Below are 22,972 nucleotides of genomic sequence, written 5' to 3' on the forward strand. Positions count from 1 at the left end.
TTGTCGTCTAATGGAACAAGATGAGCACCCTTGCGCACGTGCAGTCGATCTTTACCCGCAGCTCGGTCAATGCCGAGCAGGAGGCAGTGCGCCAGGAAAATCTCGCCATTGCCGCCGGGCTGAAGCGTCAGGAAGCTGGCTTGCTCGATGAGCTCATCGTTCGCTATCAGCACAGATTGCTGCGTTATCTTCTGTTCTTGACCAGCAGCCGCGAACTCGCCGAGGATCTCTTCCAGGAGGTCTGGATGCGGGTGCTGATGCGCGGGGCGCAGTACAACGGCAAGGCCCGCTTCGACACGTGGCTTTTCACCATAGCCCGCAATCTCGTAATCGACTACCGCCGCAAGCGCACGCTGGCCAGCCTGGACGAACTCTTCGAAGGCTCGAGCGAGGACGACCGGCCGATGAGCTTCGAGGTCGCCGACGAGCAGCCCTCTCCCTTCGACCGTCTCTCCAGCGGTGAAGACCGAGAGCGTGTCTCCGAGGCACTTCTGGAGCTCGACACGGTCTACCGCGAAGTGCTGGTGCTGCGGTTCCATGAGGACCTCTCGCTGCAGGAAATTGCGACGGTGACCCGGGCGCCGCTTTCCACCGTGAAGTCGCGGCTCTATCGCGGGCTGGCGGCTATCAAGCCCACGCTCGAGGCCTCCGCGCGGCCCGTCGAGGTTGCTGGATGACAGCACAGGCCGGCAAGGGGTCGGCCAACGGCAGTGACGCGCTGCGCGGCCTCGCAGCTTCTCTAGACGACTCCGACAGAGACCGAACAGTCGCGCGCAACACGCGCCGGGTAGTCATGGCGTCGATGGGCGTGATGAAGGACCAAAAAGCGCAGCGAAAGCGGACCCGCTCGCTGGCGCTTGCAGCGCTTGTGATCCTGCTGCTCATCATCGGGCCGCTCGCCTGGCTGGTGGTCGATTACTTCAACTCCGGCGGACACATCGGCGACCTGACCGGCGAATTCACGCTGTGGGGATGCATCCTGTGCCCCGCTTTGCTGGCTGCGGCGCTGGTTGCCGGATGGCTGCGCAAGCGATAGCGAAATTCGAGCTGACTCGCTGACCTGCTACATGCTACGCGCTCTGATCCTGCAGTTCGCCTTCCCACCGAGCCACAACTACAGCAGCCATGCAGTTGCCGATGACGTTCATTGCGCTCCGTCCCATGTCCATTAGGGTATCGACACCGAGCAGCACCAGAATCGCGCTGGACGGGATGTGCAGGTCGGCGGCAGAGGCCATCAACACCACCAGCGTCGCCCGCGGCACTCCCGCTACTCCCTTGCTGGTGAGCATGAGTGTGGCCAGCATGATGAGCTGCTCGCCAAGCGACAGATGGATTCCGGCAGCCTGCGCGGCGAAGATGGCCGCCATCGTCAGGTAGACGCTCGAACCCGTCATGTTGAAGCTGTACCCGGTCGGTACCACGAAGGAGACGATCCAGCGCGGAACGCCGAACTCCTCCAGGCGTTCCATCGCGAGAGGCAGAGCGGCCTCTGAGCTCGTCGTCGCGAAGCCGATCGCCGCAGGCTCCGCGATGGCAGCGGCGAAGCGGCGCACCGAGATCCTGCCAGCCACAAGAATCGGAATCAGAACAAGCAGAATGAATGCGGCGATGGCCCCGTAGTAGGTGACTGCCAGCAGGGCCAGGCTCGCCAACAAGTGTAGCCCCGCGCTGCTGACGGTATATGCCATAGCGGCGCCGGCAGCCAGTGGCGCAATCACCATGATGATCTTCGTCATGCGGAACATCGTGTCCGTGAGCGATTGCAGCACCGTCACCAGCGGAGCACGTTTCGACTCGGGCAATGTGGCGAGCGCGGTGCCGAACAGCAAGGAGAAGATAGCCACCTGCAGAATCTGGTTCTGGGCTACGGCCTGGGCGATGTTCTCAGGGAAGATGTTCAGGATGAGCTGCTGCCAGGTCTCGGAGTGTGCGGCCGGGGCGACGGCCTGCGATGTGGCCGGGAGCGTAACACCCACGCCCGCATGCGACAGGTTGATGGCGATGAGTCCGAGTACGAGCCCCAGCGTTGTGACGACCTCAAAGAAGAGAACGGCCTTGAGCGCGACACGACCAACGCCCTTGAGTTCACTGTGCCCTGCTATACCCGTGACGATGCCGCCGAAGATCAGCGGCGCGACGATCATGCGGATCAGCCGAAGGAAGACATCTCCAATAACGCGAAGCTGCCCGGAAAAGTGCGGCGCATCCAGCCCCAGCACCACACCCGCAATCATCGCGTAGAACGTCCACACCAGAAGCGAACGCCGACGCCATGCCACCGGCAGGAAAAGGACCAGCCCGATCCAGCGAAGCACGAATGCCGACGCGGCAAGGGACGGAGCAAAGCTCAGCGCGATACCCGCAATGAAGACCAGGACTGCGGCGGCGAAGAATGCATTCTCCGCACGACGGCTGCCGAGTTTGGGACGGCTCGATTCGGTATGGGCGCTCAAGGTCTCCCTTATTCTATGAGCATGCCCCAGGTTGCGTTCCTCGAGTGCTCTCGCTGCTGCCTTCATCACGATGCAACGACGCCACAAACCGTCTGCACGGCATGCGCCGGATCCCTCTACGTGCGCTACGATCTGTCCGCCGCGACGGGCACGGCGGTCCGCGACCGCATCGGGACCACCGAACAGGATCACCGCTGGAGCGGCATGGGTCGTTATCGCGACGTACTGCCTGCCGTCGACCCGGTCACTCTCGGCGAGGGCTGGACGCCCATGCTCCCGAGCCGACGCAACGGCAACGTCTGGCTGAAAGAAGAAGGCGCCAATCCAACTGGCACCTTCAAGGCGCGCGGCCTTGCGCTCGCCGTGACCATGGCGCGGCACTACGGTCTCAAAAAGTTGGCTGCGCCTACGGCCGGGAACGCCGGCGGGGCGCTCGCGGCTTATGCCGCGGCGGCTGGCATGGAAGCCCATATCTTCATGCCCAAAGACACGCCCATGGCCAACCAGGTTGAGTGCCGCGCTTACGGCGCACACCTCACGCTGGTCGACGGCCTCATCTCCGACTGCGGACGCATGGTTGCCGAACGCTCTCCCAAAGAAGGCTGGTTCGACGTCTCCACGCTGAAGGAGCCCTACCGCGTTGAAGGCAAGAAGACCATGGGCTACGAACTGGTCGAACAACTTGGATGGGAGTATCCCGATGCGGTCTTTTATCCCACCGGCGGCGGCGTTGGCATGATCGGCATGTGGAAGGCTTTTCTCGAAATGGAGGAGCTCGGTTGGGTCAGCGGCCGGCGTCCAAAGATGATCGCCGTGCAGGCAGCCGGATGCGCGCCGGTCGTGCGTGCCTTCCAGCAAGGCCAGGCTGCCAGCCAGATGTGGCAGGACGCGCACACCGCAGCTTCAGGCCTGCGCGTCCCCAAGCCCTATGGCGACTACATCATTCTCGACATCGTGCGGCAGTCCGGCGGAACAGCAGTCGCGCTGAGTGACGACACGATCTTCGCCTCGTTGAAGGACTGGGCCAGCCATGAGGGCCTGCTGCTCTCCCCCGAAGGCGCTGCCGCGACAGCGGCCTACGATCACCTCATCCGCACCGGCTTCCTCAGCCCCGACGAAACCGTCGTGCTGTTCAACACCGGCACCGGCAACAAGTACACCGACGTGATTGGAGCGCGCGTCTAGAACAGACGACACAGACCTCCGAACTGCGACTCATCACCTGTGACGGCCGGCACAGCCTGGCATCCACCGCAGGAGCATAATCCAAAGGAGGTGGAACTCTGTTTGCGCGCTGCACACTGCCGTCAGCTTTCGCAACACGCTGTCAGATGTTAACCAGAAAAATAACAGTTAAATTCATTTATATGGATTGTGCTGGTCTGATTTAAAAAACAAGTCTCATATTTGCAACAACTTGAAGCGCATGACGAAAGTAACAAGTTTCGCCGGTAACCCGAATAAATTGCGAAATAATAGCGAAAACAAAACCCAACAAGTTTTTAAGCAGTGAGTATAAAATAGTAAACATCCAGGGGAGAGTCAGCAGAGGTTCTCACCGCCTGCCCGGGAATGCCACTATGTCGTTTGTCTAATCGGACCCGGCAACGTCAGGAACTGCTGCCCGATGCAGGCTTCGATTCCGTCGCTGCGGGCTTCGACTCGGCGGCCGGCTTCGATTCGCTGGTCGAACCGCCAGACTCCGAACCCGATTTGGATTCTGACTTGGTCGCGCCGGAATCCGAACTGGACCCGCCCGAAGGCTTCGCAGCGTAGTCGTTCACATACCAGCCGGCGCCCTTGAACTGCAGAGCGGGCGCAGTAAGCGGGCGAATCAGTTCGCCGCCGCACTTGGGACAAGCCGTCTCCGGCGCGTCACTGACTTTCTGGATCTTCTCGAAACGGTGGCCGCAGCTGGTGCAGCGATATTCGTACAGGGGCAAGGCGGTTGACACTCCAATAGCCGGAGCAGCTTCGGCTTAATGCGCCGTCCACTGCTCCAAATCTCTATCTCTTATTCTATTGCGGGCGGCGGGGCTGAGAATGCCGCCGCCCGGCAATGGCTCCTTACTGCGCCGAAAGGGGTACTGATGCCTGATGGTTTTCCCAAGCTAGCGTGAGCTTACCGTCCGCAATCGTGTACTTGAGTTTTTCAACCATCGACGACGGCTTGGACATGTCCATCTTCGTCTTGCCCAAGTCCTGGGAAGCGTCATAGGCCAGACCCCACTCGCCGGTCTTCTTGTTAACGACCAGCGTCCAGTTGTCGGGGTCTGAGATATCGACAAAGAGGGTGTACTTGCTGGCAGGTACGTTGATATCGCCGACTTTGATGGCTCCATCCGTTGTGAGGGTGGTGGCGGCATTAGCTCCGGCGCGCCAAATCGGATAATGAGGATCCTTGGAGATGCGCCCGTCTTTGCCGAAGAGCTGCCCTTCGCGGCCCTTCACGCTGGGTGCCGAGTAGTCGATCGTGACGGTGTGGCCGCCAACTGTGCCTGTAGCCTTCTCAGCTGGGCTTGCCGCAGGCTTCTGCTGGGCGACGGCAAACAGCGAGGCTGCCAGGAGTCCGGTACAGACCAAAAGACGTTTCATGCGGTGTTCCTCCTTGGGATTGGATCGTCAGGAATTGCTTGAATGACACCGTCGATGATTGTACGCGCCGGGCCCGCGAGCAATCTGCCGACTCGCCGTGGTTCTACCGCGGATTTATCCTTGAGCAGCAGGGAACGTATGACAAACACTTCAGACGGACAATCGCCAGGTGCACGGTTCCGCGCTGCCGTGGCGGAGGAAAAGCCGCTCCAGGTGGCCGGCGCCATCAATGCTTATACAGCCCGGCTCGCCGAGGCCACAGGCTTTCGGGCGCTCTATCTCTCGGGCGGTGGTGTGGCGGCCAACTCGCTCGGAATGCCGGACCTTGGCATCAGCACCATGGAAGACGTACTCATCGACGTCCGCCGCATCACCGACGCGACTTCCCTTCCGCTGCTGGTCGACATCGACACCGGCTGGGGATCTGCGTTCAATATTGCGCGCACCATTCACTCCATGATCAAGGCCGGCGCGGGCGCCGTGCACATGGAAGACCAGATCGGCGCGAAACGCTGCGGCCATCGTCCAGGCAAGGAACTAGTCTCTACCGATGAGATGGTCGACCGCATCAAAGCTGCGGTTGATGCCAAGACCGATCCTTCCTTCGTCCTCATGGCACGCACTGACGCGCTCGCCAACGAAGGAATTGACTCCGCCATAGAACGTGCGCAGGCCTATGTCGCCGCGGGTGCCGACATGATCTTCGCCGAAGCCGTTACCGATCTCGCCCAGTACACGAAATTCCGCGCGGCGGTCGGTGTGCCCATACTCGCCAACATCACCGAGTTCGGACAAACACCGCTGTGGACCCGCGATGAGCTCGCCCGCGCCGACGTCGACATCATCCTCTACTGCTGCGGAGCCTATCGCGCCATGAACGCCGCCGCGCTCAAGGTTTACGAGACGATCCGCCACGAAGGCACGCAGAAGAGCGCGGTTCCGCTCATGCAGTCGCGCGCCGACTTGTACAAATATCTCGACTACCATGCGTACGAGCAAAAGCTCGACGAACTCTTTGCGAGAAAGAAAAACTGACCCCTCCGGCGTCTCACCTTCTACGGCGACATCGCCATAATGAGGTGAGACGCTAGGGACTTGTTGTTATTCCACGCTAGCCTGCACGTCACGCCGGAGGATCTGTCCGCTGGCCATCACTTCGTAGTACGTGAAGGTGTGAATGCCGGGAGTTAGGATCACTTGCGTCTTCAGAGTGTCAGACGCATAGGTCGAGTAGCGTTTGGCGCCATCTACCCAAAGCTCCATGCGCGTAATCCCGCTAGGGTCGCCCGTTCCGCGGGCGTACGCAGTCACTGTCGATGGCAAAGTCGAATGCAGAATCGGGCTGCAGATGTTGATGTTCTCGCCGTTCTTCGGACAGACATTGCTGCCCACCGTGAGATCGAAACTCGTGGAACGAACTTCGGAATCCCAGGCCTTTGCATACACATCTACATGGTGCTGACCAGCTGCTAGCGTAGCGGTGGTATCGACGAAGTTGTAGTTGGAGAAGGCTTGCTTAAGCTGGTCAGCTATCTTGTTCCCGTCAACCCATACCTCGATATCGCGTGCCAGGCTGTTGTTGGATGCCCCGAAGCTGAAGGTCACGGGCGAAGCAGCCCCTGTAGTTGCGGTAGGGGCGCAGACCTCAATGTCATAGCCATACAGGGGCGGATTGCACTTGGGGAAGTTACCGGTGGTGGTGTTCTGAGCGAGATCCTGGAACGGCCCGATGGGCGACTGCTGGAAAAACATGAGGTCCGGCTTGGTATCACGGTTTGCGCGGATCACATGTGTCTCGAAGAAGGCCACCGTTCCAAGCTGATAAATCACCTGCTCCGGGCCATAGGTGCCATCACCCTTGCCGGGTAAAACGTTCACGCTCCACGGTGCATTGCCCTGGCAGTCAGAAGCTTCGATGACAATGATGTCGTTAATGCCGTCGCCGTTTACGTCCGCGACCGAAGGCGGCGTGTAATCGGGAGTGCAGCTCTTCAGATAGACGTACTGTTCGTTGAAGGTGCGATTGGTGCGGCCGTACTGAATATCGAGGTGCTTGAAGTAAGTGGTAGGGCCACGGCCGCTGGTGGTGGGCAGAGGTGTGCCTATTAGATCAGTCGCGCCATTGCTGCTCAAATCGACCGCCCTGTAAGCGATCGGAGATCCTCCCACAAGCGTGCCTTTGGAAAAGGCGCTATGTCCGTCGCCGTAGAGGACAAGCGAACCGTTGTAACCGTGCACAGCGATGTCGGTGTTGTTATCGTTATCGAAGTCGCCTAGCTGAATGTCCTGCGGCTGCTTCAGTGTGAAATAGAGATAAGGTCCGGTGCTGAAGGTACCATCGCCGTTGCCATCGAACACGACCAGGTCATTGACGTTTGTGCTGGTAGGACCGGGGATGATCGTGGCGAGGTCAGGATTGCCGTCGTGGTTGAAGTCAGCCGCAATCAAACCGGCCGGCGCAGAGGAGATGCCGGCGGCGACTCCACGATACTGCAACACGCCGACTCCCGTGTTCATGAACCAATAAAAGACACCTTGCCCTGTGCCTACGATGAGGCTGATGTTGCCGGTGCGGTTAAAGTCAGCGGCGGCGAATGCGATCGCATCGCCACTGGGCACGTCATAGCAGACCGGCGCGGCGTATGTGCCGTCGCCTTTGGAAAGCGTGACGGCAAACGAGCCGGTGCAGCCCGCGTCGAACGATGGCGACACTGCCGATATGAAGTCATCGAGGCCATCGCCATTGAGGTCCGCAGTAATGTGGCCGTTCAGGCCGTAGCTCGAACCTGAAAGGTTGTTCTGATAAGCAGTGGTCTGGAAGGAGGGCGTCTGCGCAAGCGCAGGAAGAGCGGACAGCAGCGCGAAGGCTGCCGCTGAGGCAACAAAACGAAGGTGCATACTGGACTCCCCGAAGATATGAACAGCAAGGACAGAGCGCCACTCAAAGTCACCGAGAAGATCGTGCGCTTCCAGTCCCTTGTGGGCGTCCTGAGTTCCTCGTGCGGTTTGTAGGATGGGCCGTCCAGCTAAAGAGGTTTCTTCGACCTTGAAACTCCGCACGCCAGAGTTGCCTGACGGTTAAGAATGCGTGAATGCGCCTTGGGGCGCGGCGCGCCGCCACCGCCGAGCGGAGACGGACACGGCTGGCGAACGGCATAACTTGCGTGACGGGCTTTGCGGGTTTGTGCTTAAACTCTCGGCGCTATCGGAGTGGCCACCGCAGAGCCTGAGACGGCTGACCGACTGCTGGCAAACGGATACAATTTATCCGAGCAAATTCGTCGCAAAGATGGGCGGTCAATGAACTCTGTCGTATTGTTTCGTCCTGTTGGAGAAGATGAACTCCGCCTGGTGCGCGAAAGCAATTGGAGAGCGTTTCCGCCCCGGCTGCCGGAGCAACCCATCTTCTATCCCGTCCTCAACGAGGAGTATGCGATTCAGATCGCGCGTGACTGGAACGCCCGGAGTGGCGCCAAGGGCTACGTGCTGAAATTCGCTGTCGACGGCGGGTTCCTGTCGCGATATCAGGTGCAGACAGTTGGAGCTCGCCATCACCAGGAGTATTGGATTCCCGCAGAGGACCTGGCCGAGTTCAATCGGAACATCATCGGCGCGATCGACGTGGTGCAGGAGTTTTCGTCCAACTTTTGACCGCAGTTGTCTGCAACGATCATCGCGATCTGTTTGCGCATGAACAAAACTTCATCTCTCGGCACACTTGCCATTGCTGCACTGCATCCATTAGGTTCGAACTCGCTGGGAGTACGCATGAGCCATACTGGAGTTTCCCCTACTTTTAGGCCCAAGAAATCTGTAGCCCTATCAGGCACGCCGGCAGGAAACACCGCTCTCTGCACCGTCGGCCACAGCGGCAACGATCTGCACTATCGCGGATACGACATTCACGACCTGGCGGCGCATTGCGAATATGAAGAGGTCGCCTATCTGCTGGTGCATGGCAAGCTGCCCAACACTGTTGAGCTGACCGAATACAAAGAACAATTGGTTCAGATGCGCAGTCTGCCCGCGGCCGTAAAGCAGGCGCTCGAGCTGCTGCCGCCCACCACGCACCCCATGGACGTGCTTCGCACCGGCGTCTCCGTGATGGGTTGCGTGCGGCCCGAAGCCGCGGACCACAACGAGGATGGAGCCGTCGAAATTGCTGACTCGCTGCTGGCTTGCCTCAGCTCCATGCTGCTCTATTGGCACCAGTACGCGCGCAACGGACGGCGCATTGAAGTCGAACCGGGCGACAACTCCATCGCCGCGCATTTTCTGCACCTGCTGCACGGCCAGGCCGCGCCTGACGAGTGGGTCGATGCGATGCAGACCTCGCTGATTCTGTACGCGGAGCACGAATTCAACGCCTCCACATTCACCGCGCGCGTCATCGCCGGAACGGGCTCCGACATTTACTCCTGCATCGCCGGCGCAATCGGCGCGCTCAAAGGCCCCAAGCACGGCGGCGCAAACGAGGTGGCGCTCGAGATCCAGCACCGCTACCGCACGGCGGAGGATGCCGAGCGCGATATCCGCCGCCGCGTCGAAGAGCGCGAAGTTGTCATCGGATTCGGCCACCCGGTTTACACCATCAGCGATCCCCGGAGCGACATCATCAAGGAAGTAGCGCGGCAGCTTGCGAAGACCTCCGGGCACACATCGCATTTCGAGATCGCCGAGCGCATCGAGACGGTGATGCACGAAACCAAGCGCATGTTTCCGAACTTGGACTGGTTCAGTGCCGTGGCCTATCACATGATGGGAATTCCCATCGACCTGTTCACGCCGCTCTTCGTGATCGCGCGCACCGCAGGGTGGTGCGCGCACATTCTTGAGCAGCGCCGCGACGGCAAAATCATTCGCCCCTCGGCAAACTACACAGGCCCCGAGCACCAGGCGTTTGTGCCAATCGAAGAAAGACCGTGAACAGTTCGCAGTTCGTAGTTCACAGTTTGCGAACGTCCGCGATTTGCTGTGAACTATGAATTACTAACTGTGAACTCACCAGGAGCCGTTGTGTCCTCCCAAATTTCGAACGAACGCCCCGCTGCCGACCAGGTCCTCGTCGACATCGCCGATTACGCCCTCAACTACAGAATCGATAGCGACCTCGCCTACAAGACTGCCCGCGCATGCTTGATCGATACGCTCGGCTGCGGACTTGAGGCGCTGGAGTACCCCGCCTGCACCAAGCTCCTCGGGCCCATCGTTCCCGGAAGAGTTGTACCCAATGGCGCGCGTGTTCCTGGCACTCCGTACGAGCTCGATCCAGTGCAAGCCGCGTTCAACATCGGCGCCATTATTCGGTGGCTCGACTTCAACGACACCTGGCTTGCGGCCGAGTGGGGACACCCCTCCGACAATCTTGGCGGCATCCTCGCCGTCGCCGACTGGCTCTCGCGGAACGGCACACCGCTCACCATGCGCGACGTGCTCACAGCGATGATCAAAGCCCACGAGATTCAGGGATGCATCGCCCTTGAGAACTCCTTCAACAAGGTTGGCCTCGATCACGTTGTGCTCGTCAAGGTCGCCTCCACGGCGGTGGTCTGCCAGCTTCTCGGACTAACCCGCGACCAGACCATCAATGCAATCTCGCTTGCCTGGGTCGATGGCCAGAGCCTGCGCACTTATCGCCACGCGCCGAACACCGGCTCGCGCAAGAGCTGGGCCGCCGGCGACGCCACCAGTCGCGCCGTGCGCCTCGCCCTCATGGCGAAGGCCGGCGAGATGGGCTACCCGTCCGTGCTCACCGCGAAGACCTGGGGCTTCTACGACGTTTCATTCCGCGGCAATGCGTTCAAGTTCCAGCGCCCCTACGGCTCTTACGTGATGGAAAACGTGCTCTTCAAGATCAGCTTCCCGGCCGAGTTCCACGCGCAAACCGCTGTTGAATGCGCGATGAAGCTGCATCAGGAGCTCGCCGCACGCGGACTGGACTCTTCGGCGATCAAGGCCATCACGGTGCGCACGCACGAAGCCTGCATCCGCATCATCGACAAGAAAGGCCCGCTTGCCAACCCCGCCGATCGCGACCACTGCGTGCAGTACATGATCGCTGTGCCGCTGATCTTCGGGCGTCTCACCGCCGCCGACTACGAAGACAACGTGGCCAAGGACCCCACATGGGGTCCGCGCATTGACACGATCCGCGACCGCATCACCTGCGTGGAAGATCCGCAGTTCACTCGCGACTATCACGATCCGGAAAAGCGCTCCATCGCCAACTCGCTCCGTATGGAATTGAACGACGGCACGGTGCTCGAAGAAACCGTCGAGTACCCGATCGGCCACCGCCGCCGCCGCGAAGAAGGCCTGCCCCTACTCGTCGAGAAATTCAAGACGAACCTTTGCCGGCGCTTCCCTGGGGCGCAGCAGCAGCGCATCCTCGACGCTTCCCTCGATCCCGCGAAGCTCGACGCCATGCCGGTGAACGAGTACGTCGACCTGTACGTTACCCAAGCCTGATCAGCCAAACAAACTTGTTTCGTTCGTCCCGGACTCCCTGCATAATGGACCAATCTCCAATTGCAGGTGAGTCCCTTGCGCTGTGAAGCGTATCTGTGTCTTTCTGCCGCGTTACTCGGCTCGACTGCCTTGCCGATCCGCGCCCAGCAGGCGCCGAACCGCAACCCTGTCTATCAAACGCTGCGCAGCATGCTGCCCGTGGACGACATCATCAGCGTCAACAATCTCGAACTGCGCCGCGACGCCGCCACCCTCAGCTTCACCCGCGGAGACTTCGCCTTCTACCCCGAAGTGAACGGCAAGGTCACAGGCGCGGTCTTCCGCGGAGCGGGTCACCTGCATATCGCACCTCCCACGGCGGAAGAACGTCACAACCTGCTCATCATGACCAAGGCCGAAGCGTTCGACGAAGACTTCGACCAGGTGGTGCTGCGATTCACCGACGACACCGCCGCCGAACTGCGCAAAGCATCGGCCGGCAAAGCGCCACCGGAACCGGTCTTCGGACGCCAGGCAAACGACCTGCGCACTTTCCAACGCATGAAGCTGTTCGAAAACTTCGACCTGCGCCTGCTCGAGGATGTGCTGAGCCCGTCGCAGCACGGCTACTTCCTCGCCGCCATTCACGGCAAGAAGAACGCGCACCTGATCCTCACCATCGATGCGCACGGCTCACGCCGCGTGGCTCCGGAAGAAGTGTGCCTGCTGAGCTGGAGCGACGAGTCATTCACCTACCTAACTGCCTTTCCATCCCAGTCCAGCGCGAAGGCAAGCTCAGAAGGCAAAGACCCCGATAACGGCACATACCGGATCACTCATGAAGACCTCGATGTCACCATCGAAAAGAACGGCTTCCTCACTGGCCTTGCCACCCTGCAGATCACTGCAACACAGGATGGTTTAGCCGTGGCGCGCCTGGCTCTCTTCCCCACTCTGCGCGTCAGCAAAGTGGAGGATGAAAAGGGCAATCCCCTCGATTTCGTTCAAGAGAAGAAGGACGAAGACTCAGACTTCGGCGTGATCCTGGCCAAGCCGCTGAAGCAAGGCGACACCGCAACCGTACGCATCGCCTATGGTGGCAAGGACGTGGTGCGCAATGAGGGCGACGCGAACTACTATCCCATCGCGCGCGATTCATGGTATCCCAACGCCGCCCGCGGGCTCGGCGACTATGCCACCTACACGATGAAGTTCCACGTGCCGAAAGGGCTGCAGTTGATCGCCACAGGCACCAAAACAGACGAGAGCACCGACGGCAAGCTGACCACATCCTCGTGGAAGACCGATGTACCTCTTCCCGTGGTCGGCTTTAACCTCGGCCGTTTCAAGATGCAAGAAGCCAAAGTCGCCGAAAAGATGGGCGACAACCTTGTCATCGATGCCTACGCCAACACATCGGTACCTGAAGGCTACAAGCCCGTGGATACCAGCCTGCAGGGAACCCGCGAGGACGAAAGCAGCATGCTCCAGACGCTCGACACCACCAGGATGCTTGGCGTCCAGTTGAGCCAGGGGCAGGCGGCCGCGGATATCTACTCTCGCTACTTCGGCCCGTTGCCCTTCGCGCGCGTGGCGCTGACGCAGCAATTCGCCTGCAACTACGGCCAGAGCTGGCCCATGCTGGTCTATCTACCCATCTGCGGATTCTTCGACTCGACCCAGCAGCACTTCATGGGGCTTCGACCCGAAGACATGTACTGGAAGGTCGTGACTCCGCACGAAGTCGCGCACCAGTGGTGGGGCCAGACCGTCGGCTTCCGAAGCTACCGCGACCAGTGGATGAGCGAGGGCTTCGCGGACACCTCGGCAGCGCTGTTCCTACAAGCGACGCGCCCCAAGCCCGACCAGTTCCGAGAGTTCTGGCGCGAGCAGCGCAAGCTGATCACGGAAAAGAACCAGTTCGGATTCCGGCCCATCGACGTCGGCCCTGTGACCATGGGCTTCCGCCTTGCTGCCGAGAAGACCGGCTGGAGCGTCTATCAAAACCTGGTCTACCCCAAGGGCGCCTACATTCTTCACATGGTCCGCATGATGATGTGGAGCACCCAGGAAGGCGATGCCCGCTTCATCGCCATGATGACCGATTTCGCCAAAACCTACCGTCTCAAGGCAGCCACCACTGAGGACTTCAAGGCGGCCGTCGAGAAGTACATGACCAAAGACATGGATCTCGATGGCAACCACCGCATGGACTGGTTCTTCAACGAGTATGTCTACGGCACCGATTTGCCCGCCTATCACTTCGAAGGCGATGTCTCTCCCAACGGCGATGCTCTCGCTCTGCATTTCAAGTTGTCCCAGTCCGGGGTGCCGGCGGGATTCAAAGCCTCAGTCCCCATGTATCTCGAACTGGCCGACGGAAGGGTCATCAAGGTGGGCTTTCTTGGCATGAGGGGTGTAGAGACAAAGGAGCAGACCGTGCAAGTGCGCAAGCTGCCCGTCGGTGTCAAGAAGGTTTGGGTCAACTACTACTACGATGTGCTGTCTACGGAGAACTGAGGAGGCGCACCAAGCGCCGATGCGGTATACTCCGGACGCAATCAGCAATCCGTAACATGGAGGCTTTTCAATGCGTTTGAGCAGCTTAGCTAAATTCGTCGCGTTCGCCGGAGTGGTCATGGCGTCGCTGTCCATGCCCAGCCGGGCCGTTGCGCAAGGCGGAGACAAGGTGCTCGCCCCCGCCGACGTCCAGAAGCTGTTCCCCGAAGGCCAGCGCCTTTGGTACAAGGGTCAGGCCGCTCCCGCGCAGTTGCGCAACTCGGGAGGCGTCAAGTTTTCTGACGGCTCCTATGTTCTCGCCACCCTGGTAGATACCAGCGGCTACTCCAGCGACGTGCAGGCCAAGTACCAGGCCTACTTCATCACGGAAGCCGCCCTTAAGATTGCTGGCCACGACCTCGCTCCCGGCATCTATGGCGTCGGATTCATTGGCGATAACAAGTTCGTGGTAACCGACGTTGGCGCGCATGACGTCTTCACGGTCGACTCCTCGACCGACGAAGCCATGAAGCGGCCCCGTCCGCTCCAGGTCACCACGAATGAGGGCGGCGGCTTCAGGCTCTATGCCGGCAAGCGGTACGTAACCATCACCAAGTAGCTTGAGGTTCCCGGCCGGTCTAGCCGCCGGCCGGGAAAACCGGCGCAACTTCCGGCACGGCTGCTCCGTCCATTCATGTAGAGAAGTTATCCTGCACTCCAACTTCTGCTGCACCCTCCTCCGCGGAGGGCTTTGAATATGCGTGATTTAGCACAAATTGGCGGTGATGACGACGCGCGGATGATTCCGTGGTGGTCGATTGTGATCGCAGTGGCGGCGTTCGTCGGCGTCGAATATTACTTCTGGCTGGTTCTGCCCGGTCAGAGACACCATCCCGCCCCGCCTCTGGGCTTCCTGCTTTACCTGAACATCTCCTGGGGCGTGCTCGCAGCGCTCTATTTCCTGATGATCGGTTACGTTAGCAAGGACGCGCCGCGGCGCTCCATGAGCGCCCGTTTCTGGATGCTCATCTGCTTCGTAATGCCGGGCGGCATCGGCGCCGTGCTTTACTTCCTGCTGCGCCAGCCACTGGTGGGCCGCTGCCCAGCGTGCAGCACCCTCGTCCAGGGCGACTTCCACTTCTGCCCGCAGTGCAATTACCAGCTCACCGCGAGCTGCGGTAATTGCTTCCGCACCGTCCGCGGAACCGACCAGTTCTGCACCCGGTGCGGTCACGAGCTCGCCGCCGACCATATGCCCGCCCGACTACACGTCATGCGTGACTGACGGCCGCAAGTCGGAGCCTCTAGACGGTTGGTGATGAGAGACTCTCGGTTCGGGCTCCCGCCAGCTCAAATGTGAGATTCACAGATCGTTCCCCGCTCGGCCTGGTGCGATGACGCACTCCGCGCGGAACGGTGATGAGCTGCCCGGGATGGAGTTCCACCGTGCCTTCATCGAAGTCGATCAGCAGCCCTCCTTCTACCGACAGAAAGCACTCATCGGAGTCCGGATGGCAGTGCCAGTGGTAGTCCTCGAACATGATGCTTATCCGCACCTCGTGGTCGTTGATCCGTGCTACGGCATGGTTCTCGTAGACGTTCACGCCCGATGATTCGGAAGCAAGGTCGATCACTTCATACAGGTTCGGCATGGGCTGGTCTCCTGTTATTTAGGGCCGCAGGTTTTCGATGCTGCGGCCTCGGCCGGCGATCCATAGCCTCTTGCCCGAGCACCCTGTAAAATCGGTTTCTGGGAATGTCTCTCTCCGCGCTCATCATCGATGACGAACAGCTGGCCCGCGACGAGCTGAAATATCTGCTCGATTCCGTCGGCGGCGTTGACGTTCTCGCCGAGGGTAGCAACGGCATCGAGGCCGTCAACCTCATCGATGAGCACCATCCCGACCTCGTCTTTCTCGATGTGCAAATGCCCGGCCTGGACGGATTCGCCGTCATTAAGCGGATCAAGGAGCAGAGCGAGGCCAGGGCCCGCAGCCAGCCGGGCGTTGAGCAAGATCCCCTGCCGCACATCGTGTTCGCCACCGCCTATGACCAGTACGCAGTCAGAGCATTCGACGTGAATGCGGTTGACTACCTGCTGAAGCCGTTCGATCGCGACCGTGTCGAGCAGGCGGTTGAGCGCGTCAAAGGACGCATCGCGGGCGGCCCTGCCACTCCGGCTCCGGCGGCTCAAATCGACACTCTGCTCCGGCTGCTCAACCGGCCGCAGGCCGCGCCGCAGCCCGCCAAGCTGATTGTCCAGGCTCAGAGCCGCCTCATGCTGGTGGACCAGGCCGAGATCTGCTATGCGGCCATCGATGAAGGCGTCATCCGCGTTGTCACCCAGAACTTCGAAGGGCAGTCCAAGTGCCGCACGCTCGAGGAGCTGCTCGACCTGCTTGATCCTGCCCTCTTCTGGCGGGCGCACCGCGGGTTTGTGGTCAACATCAATCACATCCGCGAAGTCGTGCCGTGGTTCAAGTCGAGCTACCAGCTGCGCATGAACGACAAGAAGCAGACGGAGATCCCGGTAAGCCGGTCACAGACGCGGCGGCTACGCGAGCTGTTCAATCTCTAGCGCGCATCCGCAGCCGCCCCGCCGCGAGAAGCACAAACAGCTAAAGCAACTTCTTGGATGCGCTGGCTTCAGTCGTAGCGCTCGAAGATGATCTGCTTGCGATGCCAGCCGTACCCGGCCAGCTTCTCGCGAACCCCGCTGACCATGTTGTTGAGCCCGCAGATGTAGGCGTAGATGTCGAAGTTCAGCTCACTGGCCGGCGTGGCCGGATCGATGGGCGCCACGGGCAGCGTCTGCCCCAGGCGCGCCGCCCGCTCCTCGACGATCCGCGCAACGTGGTCCTGTACGTAGCCGCGGAGACCGGTCCAACTGTCACCCGCTCGGCTGAGCGTAGCAAGGTAGTGGAAGTTCGGATGCTTCGCAGCCAGCGCCTCGAACTCTTCCTGGTAGTAGAGCTCGGTCTCGTGCCGTGTGCCGTATACCAGCCAGATATCCCTGCCCTCGCTGCGGTCCGGGCCGTCTTCTGGGAACAGCCACTGCACGAATCCGCGCATGGGCGCGATGCCTGTCCCGGTGGCGATCAGGATCGAGTCCGTAATCGGCGTGCGCAGAATAAAGTGGCCGTGAGGGCCGTGGATCTTGACCGTGCCGCCCGGCGGCAGATCGGTGAGGTCGGCCAGGTGATTGGAGAAGAACCCGCCCTCCACCCGGTTCACACAGAGGTCAAAGCTCTTCCCGCGTGCCGCAGAGGCAATGGAGTAGGCGCGCGTCTGCTGCTTGCCATTCGGGTCGGTAGCCACCGTCGAGACGAACTGGCCCGCGGTGAATGGGAAGCTCTCGAGTTCGTCGATGACGAATTCGAAGTGGAAGCACTGGGCGCTTTCAGAGATACAGACTTTACGATCGAGACGGGCAGTATACAGCTTTCTTTCCAAGACAATTACCACCGGGCGAGGAGTTTGTGCCGCTGGACTGCACTCAGCAGTATTTCATGCCCCACAGCCGCACAGGCAAGCGACCATGTCAAAGGTCGCTCGATCAACTTCCCTCCGGACCGAAGAGGCTCATCTGCGCCTCGGTCGGCTCGGCTTCGTCCACGCGCTTCAGGCGCATCTGCTCCGGTGAAAGGATGCGCAGCAGGTGGAGCGGCGGGCGGTCTGAGGCAGCCAGATATTCTTCGTAGTCGCGAGGATCGAGGATGGTGGTCATGCGATCGTGAACAGGCTGCATGAGTTGGTTCGGCTCGCCTGTGATGACGGCGAACGTCCGTTCCCACTGGTCGGTCTTGGGGTTCTTCCACGGCTTCCAGAGCCCGGCCATTCCGAATGGCTCGCGGCCGGGAATCGCTATTTCATACTTGGCCTTCTTCTTCTGCCCCGTATCCGACCACTCGAAGAATGAGTCCGCTGGAACGATGCAGCGCCGCTCCTGAAAGGAGTCTTTCCAGAACGATGCACGCTCAATGCCTTCGGAGCGCGCGTTGAAGAGATGACGATCCGGCAGCTTGAATCCCCAGCGCATGAGAGCAATCTCACGTTCGCCCATGTCGTCCACAAGCACGACGGGCTGGACTGACCCGGGAGCGATGTCATCCTCCGGCTCCAAGGAGAGTTCCCCCAGATCCATTCCCACGTGAAAGGTCTCAGCGATGCGCTGCTTATCAGAGCGTCTGCGGTAGCGGCCACACATGCAACGTCAGTGTAGATGATCGGCGATGCGGCTCCATGAGAGAAGGGACGTCAGTCAAAGCCACCTGCGAAATAATGAACAGATGCGACCGACCGGTCATCCTCCCCTCTTCGGCATCGACTTCGGCACCACCAACAGCGCAGTGGCTCTGCTGGAGCCCGGCGGGGAAGTACGGCTGGCGCGCTTCTCGCTGCGCGGGCAGGAGACGCCTGCCTGCCGCTCCGTGCTGTACTTCGAGCAGCACAAGTCCTCGACCGGGATGCGGCGGGTGCACGGCTACTCGGGACTTGATGCCATTGAGCGCTACCTCGATGCGGAGGAGAAGGGGCGGCTGATTCAGTCGCTCAAGTCTCATTTGCCCAGCCGCTCGCTGACGGGCACCGAGGTTTTCGGGCGCCGCCATCGGATAGAAGAGCTGGTTGCGCGTATCCTCACCGATCTGCGCAAACATGCGGAAGCGCAGTTCGGCCATCCGATTCGCAGGGCCACGGTTGGGCGGCCGGTGCGGTTTGTCGGCGCAGAGTCAGAGGAGGACGACGATTTCGCGGTCGCTCGGCTGCGCGAGGCGTTCACCCATGCGGGATTCGAAGAAGTGGAGTTCGAGCTCGAACCTGTGGGCGCTGCTTACGCCTACGAAGCGACGCTGGACCGTGACGAACTGATCCTGATCGGCGATTTCGGCGGCGGCACCAGTGACTTTTCCCTGCTGCGGGTGGGACCCGGTGTCAGGCGCCGCGGCCGTCGGCCCGACGATCTATTGGGCAACAGCGGCGTGGGACTGGCAGGAGACGCCTTCGACGCACGCATCATCCGCAAGCTCGTCTCGCCTGCGCTCGGGTCCAACTCCGAGGCGCGTTCGCTGAACAAGATTCTGCCGGCTGTTCCGGCATGGATTTACGCCAACCTGGAACGCTGGCACTACCTCTCGTTTCTACGCACCAACAACGTACGAGAGACCCTGAAGAGTGCTCTGGCTCGCGCGCTGGAGCCGGAGAAGATCGAAGCGCTCATCGCCGTCATAGATGGGGATCTCGGCTATCAGCTTCACCAGGCCGTCCAGCAGGTGAAATTCGAGCTGTCGCAAAGCGAGCGCGCCGAGTTCCGCTTTCGCGATGGCGGCATTCATGGCGGAGCAATTGATCTTCGAATTCCCGTTACCCGGGCCGAGTTCGAAACCTGGATCGCTGATGATCTCGCCGCGATTGAACATAGTGTGGACGCTCTGCTGCGCAGTGCCGGCGTGTCGGCGGGCGATGTTGACCGCGTCTTCCTGACCGGGGGAAGTTCGTTCGTACCCGCTGTCCGCCGGATTTTCATTACGCGTTTTGGCCAGGAGAAGCTCCGCGGAGGGAACGAATTCACCTCCGTGGCGCAGGGGCTGGCGCTGCGCGCGGCCGCGAACGTTCGCTGACTGAAGTGTTCGCAAGCACGTGATTCGGCGAATTCCTGCGTTAGGCTTGCTGTACGTAACCGAAACAGCATTCCGATGCGCCGGCCCACTCTTCTTGTAACCATGACGCCGGGACGGCGTAAGTACAAGCAGGGGGCGGGATGAGACGGCGGATTGTCGTGATCGTGGCGGCAGCAGTAGTCCTGATAGCTGCAGTATGGGTGGTGCTTGCGATCCGCGCGCGCCACGCTGCATTGGAATACTCCGGCACAATCGAGACCCGCGAGATCCAGATCGGTTCCAAGGTTGGCGGCCGCGTCGTGGGGGTCTCTGTCGAAGAGGGCGAGACCGCCCGGGGCGGAACCGTTCTGGTTCGATTCGAATGCGACCAGCTCAAGGCGCAGCGTGCGGAGGCGGCGGCAGCGATTGCGGAAGCACAGGCCGACCTGGAGCGCATGGTGCGTGGCAATCGACCTGAAGAGATTGCGCAGGCCAAGGCTGCGGCCGAGCAGGCGAGCGCGGCACTGGATGCCGCGCGCAACGGTCCGCGCAAGCAGGAGATTGACCAGGCACAGGCTGAGTATGCCGCTGCCAAGGCCGATACAGCGAACGCGGAGGCCTTCTACAAGCGGATGGAGCAACTGATGGCGACCGACACCATTTCACGGCAGCAGTTCGATGACGCACGCGACCGCCGCGATGCGGCTGCGCAAAAGGCCGAGTCGGCGCGGCAGCAACTGCAACTCCTGCAGGCGGGCACTCGTCCTGAAGATCTTCGGGCCGCCGAGCAAAGGTTTCACCAAGCTGACGCCGCGCGCGTCCTTGCAGTGAAAGGGTCGCGGCGTGAGGACGTCGACGCAGCGCGCGGGCGTTTCGCGCAGGCGCAGGCCCGCGCCGCTGAGTTGGATGCGCAACTGAACGAGTGCGAACTGAAGACGCCTGCCGATGCGGTGGTCGAGACCGTCAGTATCCGGCCTGGGGATCTCGTTCCGCCCGGACGGATCGTGCTCTCGCTCCTTGAGCCCTCGCAGCTTTGGGTGAAGATCTACGTGCCCGAAACCGATCTGGCGCGCGTGCGACTGGGACAGCAGGCGCAGGTGCGAGTTGATTCGTTTGGCGGAAGGGCCTTCACGGGCCACGTCGGCCAAATCGCGTCACAGGCGGAGTTTCTGCCTCGTAACGTGCAGACGCACGAAGATCGCGAGCACCAGGTCTTCGGCGTCAAGGTCTATGTCGACAATGCACAGGCTGTGCTGAAGTCGGGCATGGCCGCTACGGTGCGACTGCAATGACTGAAGCCATCACAGCAGATCGGCTGACGATTCGCTTCGGCTCCTTCACCGCTGTGAACGACGTGAGCTTTGCCGTGCGGAAGGGCGAGATCTTCGGCTTCCTCGGGCCCAATGGCTCCGGCAAAACCACCATCATCAAGGCGCTCTGCGGTTTGCTCAAGCCGTCTTCGGGAGGCGGCACCATCCTGGGCATGGATGTGGTGAAGGACGCGCCGGAGATCAAGCGCCGTGTTGGATACATGAGCCAGAAGTTCGGGCTTTATGAAGATCTCACGGTGGGCGAGAACATCGCGTTCTACGCCGGCGTTTACGGCATCAGCGGCACGGCGGCTGAGCAGAGGAAGAAAGAAGTCCTCGACCTGACGGGGATTGAGAAGTATCTCGATCGCCGCGCGGGCCAGCTTTCCGGCGGATGGAAACAGCGATTGGCGCTGGCCTGCGCCATCATCCATTCGCCTGAAGTTGTTTTTCTCGACGAGCCCACCGCCGGAATCGACCCCGTTGCGCGCCGTGCGTTGTGGGATTTGCTCTTTCGCCTCTCCGGCGAGGGCGTCACGTTCTTCGTCACCACGCATTACATGGATGAGGCTGAGCGCTGCGGCCGAGTCGGATACATCTATCTGTCGAAGCTTGTGGCGTTGGGCACTGTACACGAGTTGCAGAAGCTTCCTGAGGCGAATCCGGATGGCACTACGCGCGTGCAGATTGCGACGGATAACGCCTCGGCTCTGCTGGGCAGGTTGCGACAGATGCGCGGTGTACGCGAGGCTACTATTTTCGGCCAGTTCATTCACGCGCTTGTCGAGGTGGACAAGCTGGAGGAATTGCGCGGAAGACTGACGGAGGCGCAGATTGAGCCGATCGTTCCTTCGCTTGAAGACGTCTTTGTCACGCTGACATACAAGATCCAGGAGACGTCGCAATGAAGGCCTCGTTCAGCAACATGTTCCGCGGCCTCATTCCCATCTGCCGCAAAGAGGCGCTGCACATCGTGCGGGACCGCGGCACGCTTTTCTTTGCGCTGCTCATCCCGATGCTGCAGCTGTTTCTGTTCGGCTTCGCAATCGACACGAACATTCGCCAGATCGCAACGGTGATTCTCGATGAGTCGCAGACCCAGGAGAGCCGACAGCTCATCCAGCGCTTTGCTGCGTCGGATGTGTTCGCGATCAAGGGCAGCGTGGCGTCGAAGGATGCGCTGTACGAGACGATCCGCGGCGGGCGGGCGCGTGTCGGCGTGCGCATTCCATACGACTACGCGCGGCAGTTGCAGAATGGCGGCACGGCTTCTGTGCTGGTGCTGGTCGATGGATCGGATTCCACGCTCGCAGCGCAGGCTGTCAGCACGTCCACAGGGGTTGCGATGGAGCAGTCGCTGGCGCGCGTGCTGCCCACGGGCGCGCTGCCCATCGAAGTGCGGCCCTCGGTGCTCTACAACCCGGCCACGCGCTCGGCGAACTTCTTTGTTCCCGGCCTGATTGGAATCCTGTTGCAGGTGATGACCATTCTGCTGATCGCACTGAGCCTGGTGAGGGAGCGCGAACGCGGCACGCTGGAGCAATTGACGATGACGCCTGTTGCGCCGCTCGGTCTGATGGTGGGCAAGATGATTCCTTACGGCGTGATGGCTTTCGGCGAACTCTGCGCGATTCTTATCGTCATGCGGATCATCTTTCTGGTGCCGATCAACGGCAATGTGCTGACGCTGCTGATTCTGTCGCTGCCTTTTCTGCTGACGGTGCTGGGTCTCGGACTTGTGATTTCAACCAAGGCACGCACGCAGGCAGAGGCGTTCCAGCTTGCGATGGGAACGATTCTGCCGTCGGTCTTTCTCTCTGGCTACATCTTTCTGATTGAGAATATGCCGCCATTCTTTCGGGCGATCAGTGCGATTATCCCGACGACGTATTACATTCGCATTCTGCGCGGCATCATTCTGCGGGGCGCAGGTATTGGCGACCTGTGGCGCGATGGCGCTGTTCTGACGCTGATGGGCTGCGCGGCGATTCTGATTGCGGCACGCCAGTTCGTGCGGCACAACCAGGGTTGAGTCAAACCAGTAGGTCCGCGCAACACAGGCGGTTAC

At 60.8% G+C, this 22,972-nt stretch carries 22 protein-coding genes; 15 read left to right on the plus strand and 7 right to left on the minus strand.

From position 1 onward, the window contains the following. The first annotated feature begins 20 nt into the window (after positions 1–20). Both MOP44_RS03390 and MOP44_RS03395 read left to right on the plus strand, forming a co-directional pair. Positions 21–677, plus strand: coding sequence for an RNA polymerase sigma factor (locus MOP44_RS03390; RefSeq protein ID WP_260794495.1), 657 nt, complete (start codon positions 21–23; stop codon positions 675–677). Then, positions 674–1,036 carry a hypothetical protein gene (locus MOP44_RS03395; protein ID WP_260794496.1) on the plus strand — a complete coding sequence of 121 codons (363 nt, stop codon included), beginning with the start codon at positions 674–676 and terminating at the stop codon, positions 1,034–1,036. Before MOP44_RS03390 ends, MOP44_RS03395 begins: the two co-directional genes overlap by 4 nt. Before the next feature lie 34 nt (positions 1,037–1,070). Here the strand turns inward: MOP44_RS03395 and MOP44_RS03400 are convergent, their stop codons facing one another. After that, positions 1,071–2,456, minus strand: a complete 1,386-nt coding sequence (locus MOP44_RS03400; RefSeq protein ID WP_260794497.1) for a dicarboxylate/amino acid:cation symporter — start codon at positions 2,454–2,456, stop codon at positions 1,071–1,073. 21 nt (positions 2,457–2,477) lie between these two features. On the opposite strand from MOP44_RS03400, the gene MOP44_RS03405 reads away from it, so the two are divergent. After that, complete coding sequence (locus MOP44_RS03405) at positions 2,478–3,641, plus strand: threonine synthase (RefSeq protein WP_260794498.1); 1,164 nt, start codon at positions 2,478–2,480, stop codon at positions 3,639–3,641. Between the two features lie 425 nt (positions 3,642–4,066). Here MOP44_RS03405 and MOP44_RS03410 read toward each other — a convergent pair whose 3' ends face one another. Beyond that, positions 4,067–4,399, minus strand: a complete 333-nt coding sequence (locus tag MOP44_RS03410; RefSeq protein WP_260794499.1) for an FmdB family zinc ribbon protein — start codon at positions 4,397–4,399, stop codon at positions 4,067–4,069. 124 nt (positions 4,400–4,523) lie between these two features. Further along, positions 4,524–5,051 (minus strand): DUF2911 domain-containing protein, encoded by a 528-nt coding sequence (locus tag MOP44_RS03415; RefSeq protein WP_260794500.1) that lies wholly within the window; start codon positions 5,049–5,051, stop codon positions 4,524–4,526. 138 nt (positions 5,052–5,189) lie between these two features. Here MOP44_RS03415 and prpB point away from each other — a divergent pair, with 138 nt between their 5' ends. After that, complete coding sequence (gene prpB, locus MOP44_RS03420; protein ID WP_260794501.1) at positions 5,190–6,086, plus strand: methylisocitrate lyase; 897 nt, start codon at positions 5,190–5,192, stop codon at positions 6,084–6,086. Positions 6,087–6,152: 66 nt separating this feature from the next. Here prpB and MOP44_RS03425 read toward each other — a convergent pair whose 3' ends face one another. Continuing rightward, on the minus strand, positions 6,153–7,949 hold the full coding sequence (locus tag MOP44_RS03425) for an FG-GAP repeat domain-containing protein (protein ID WP_260794502.1): 1,797 nt from the start codon (positions 7,947–7,949) through the stop codon (positions 6,153–6,155). A 402-nt stretch (positions 7,950–8,351) separates the two neighbouring features. Here MOP44_RS03425 and MOP44_RS03430 point away from each other — a divergent pair, with 402 nt between their 5' ends. The 6 genes from MOP44_RS03430 to MOP44_RS03455 all read left to right on the plus strand — a co-directional run bounded on the left by MOP44_RS03430 (position 8,352) and on the right by MOP44_RS03455 (position 15,282). Beyond that, entirely contained in the window at positions 8,352–8,702 is a 351-nt protein-coding gene (locus MOP44_RS03430; protein ID WP_260794503.1) for a hypothetical protein, read from the plus strand. A gap of 117 nt (positions 8,703–8,819) precedes the next feature. Continuing rightward, the gene (prpC, locus tag MOP44_RS03435; RefSeq protein ID WP_260794504.1) at positions 8,820–9,977 is read left to right on the plus strand and encodes a bifunctional 2-methylcitrate synthase/citrate synthase; all 1,158 of its coding nucleotides are present in this window, start codon (positions 8,820–8,822) and stop codon (positions 9,975–9,977) included. Between the two features lie 90 nt (positions 9,978–10,067). After that, complete coding sequence (locus MOP44_RS03440; protein ID WP_260794505.1) at positions 10,068–11,519, plus strand: bifunctional 2-methylcitrate dehydratase/aconitate hydratase; 1,452 nt, start codon at positions 10,068–10,070, stop codon at positions 11,517–11,519. 129 nt (positions 11,520–11,648) lie between these two features. After that, entirely contained in the window at positions 11,649–14,018 is a 2,370-nt protein-coding gene (locus MOP44_RS03445; RefSeq protein WP_260794506.1) for a M1 family metallopeptidase, read from the plus strand. A 70-nt stretch (positions 14,019–14,088) separates the two neighbouring features. Then, positions 14,089–14,616, plus strand: coding sequence for a hypothetical protein (locus MOP44_RS03450; RefSeq protein ID WP_260794507.1), 528 nt, complete (start codon positions 14,089–14,091; stop codon positions 14,614–14,616). A gap of 138 nt (positions 14,617–14,754) precedes the next feature. Beyond that, the gene (locus MOP44_RS03455; RefSeq protein ID WP_260794508.1) at positions 14,755–15,282 is read left to right on the plus strand and encodes a zinc ribbon domain-containing protein; all 528 of its coding nucleotides are present in this window, start codon (positions 14,755–14,757) and stop codon (positions 15,280–15,282) included. 19 nt (positions 15,283–15,301) lie between these two features. Here MOP44_RS03455 and MOP44_RS03460 read toward each other — a convergent pair whose 3' ends face one another. Next, positions 15,302–15,649 (minus strand): cupin domain-containing protein, encoded by a 348-nt coding sequence (locus tag MOP44_RS03460; RefSeq protein WP_260794509.1) that lies wholly within the window; start codon positions 15,647–15,649, stop codon positions 15,302–15,304. Between the two features lie 104 nt (positions 15,650–15,753). Between MOP44_RS03460 and MOP44_RS03465 the strand changes: the two genes are divergently transcribed. Further along, on the plus strand, positions 15,754–16,575 hold the full coding sequence (locus MOP44_RS03465; protein ID WP_260794510.1) for a LytR/AlgR family response regulator transcription factor: 822 nt from the start codon (positions 15,754–15,756) through the stop codon (positions 16,573–16,575). A gap of 68 nt (positions 16,576–16,643) precedes the next feature. Here MOP44_RS03465 and MOP44_RS03470 read toward each other — a convergent pair whose 3' ends face one another. Together MOP44_RS03470 and MOP44_RS03475 are read right to left on the minus strand one after the other, a co-directional pair. Beyond that, entirely contained in the window at positions 16,644–17,450 is an 807-nt protein-coding gene (locus MOP44_RS03470; protein WP_260794511.1) for a ferredoxin--NADP reductase, read from the minus strand. 103 nt (positions 17,451–17,553) lie between these two features. After that, positions 17,554–18,204, minus strand: coding sequence for an SOS response-associated peptidase (locus MOP44_RS03475; protein ID WP_260794512.1), 651 nt, complete (start codon positions 18,202–18,204; stop codon positions 17,554–17,556). A gap of 82 nt (positions 18,205–18,286) precedes the next feature. Between MOP44_RS03475 and MOP44_RS03480 the strand changes: the two genes are divergently transcribed. The 4 genes from MOP44_RS03480 (at position 18,287) to MOP44_RS03495 (ending at position 22,936) form a co-directional block, all read left to right on the plus strand. After that, complete coding sequence (locus tag MOP44_RS03480) at positions 18,287–19,615, plus strand: Hsp70 family protein (RefSeq protein ID WP_260794513.1); 1,329 nt, start codon at positions 18,287–18,289, stop codon at positions 19,613–19,615. A 140-nt stretch (positions 19,616–19,755) separates the two neighbouring features. After that, positions 19,756–20,886, plus strand: coding sequence for an HlyD family secretion protein (locus MOP44_RS03485; RefSeq protein WP_260794514.1), 1,131 nt, complete (start codon positions 19,756–19,758; stop codon positions 20,884–20,886). Further along, positions 20,883–21,812 carry an ABC transporter ATP-binding protein gene (locus MOP44_RS03490; RefSeq protein WP_260794515.1) on the plus strand — a complete coding sequence of 310 codons (930 nt, stop codon included), beginning with the start codon at positions 20,883–20,885 and terminating at the stop codon, positions 21,810–21,812. The genes MOP44_RS03485 and MOP44_RS03490 overlap by 4 nt, the downstream gene beginning before the upstream one ends. Then, on the plus strand, positions 21,809–22,936 hold the full coding sequence (locus tag MOP44_RS03495; RefSeq protein ID WP_260794516.1) for an ABC transporter permease: 1,128 nt from the start codon (positions 21,809–21,811) through the stop codon (positions 22,934–22,936). Before MOP44_RS03490 ends, MOP44_RS03495 begins: the two co-directional genes overlap by 4 nt. The last annotated feature ends 36 nt before the right edge of the window (positions 22,937–22,972 follow it).

The organism is Occallatibacter riparius (assembly GCF_025264625.1).
GTDB lineage: Bacteria > Acidobacteriota > Terriglobia > Terriglobales > Acidobacteriaceae > Telmatobacter > Telmatobacter riparius.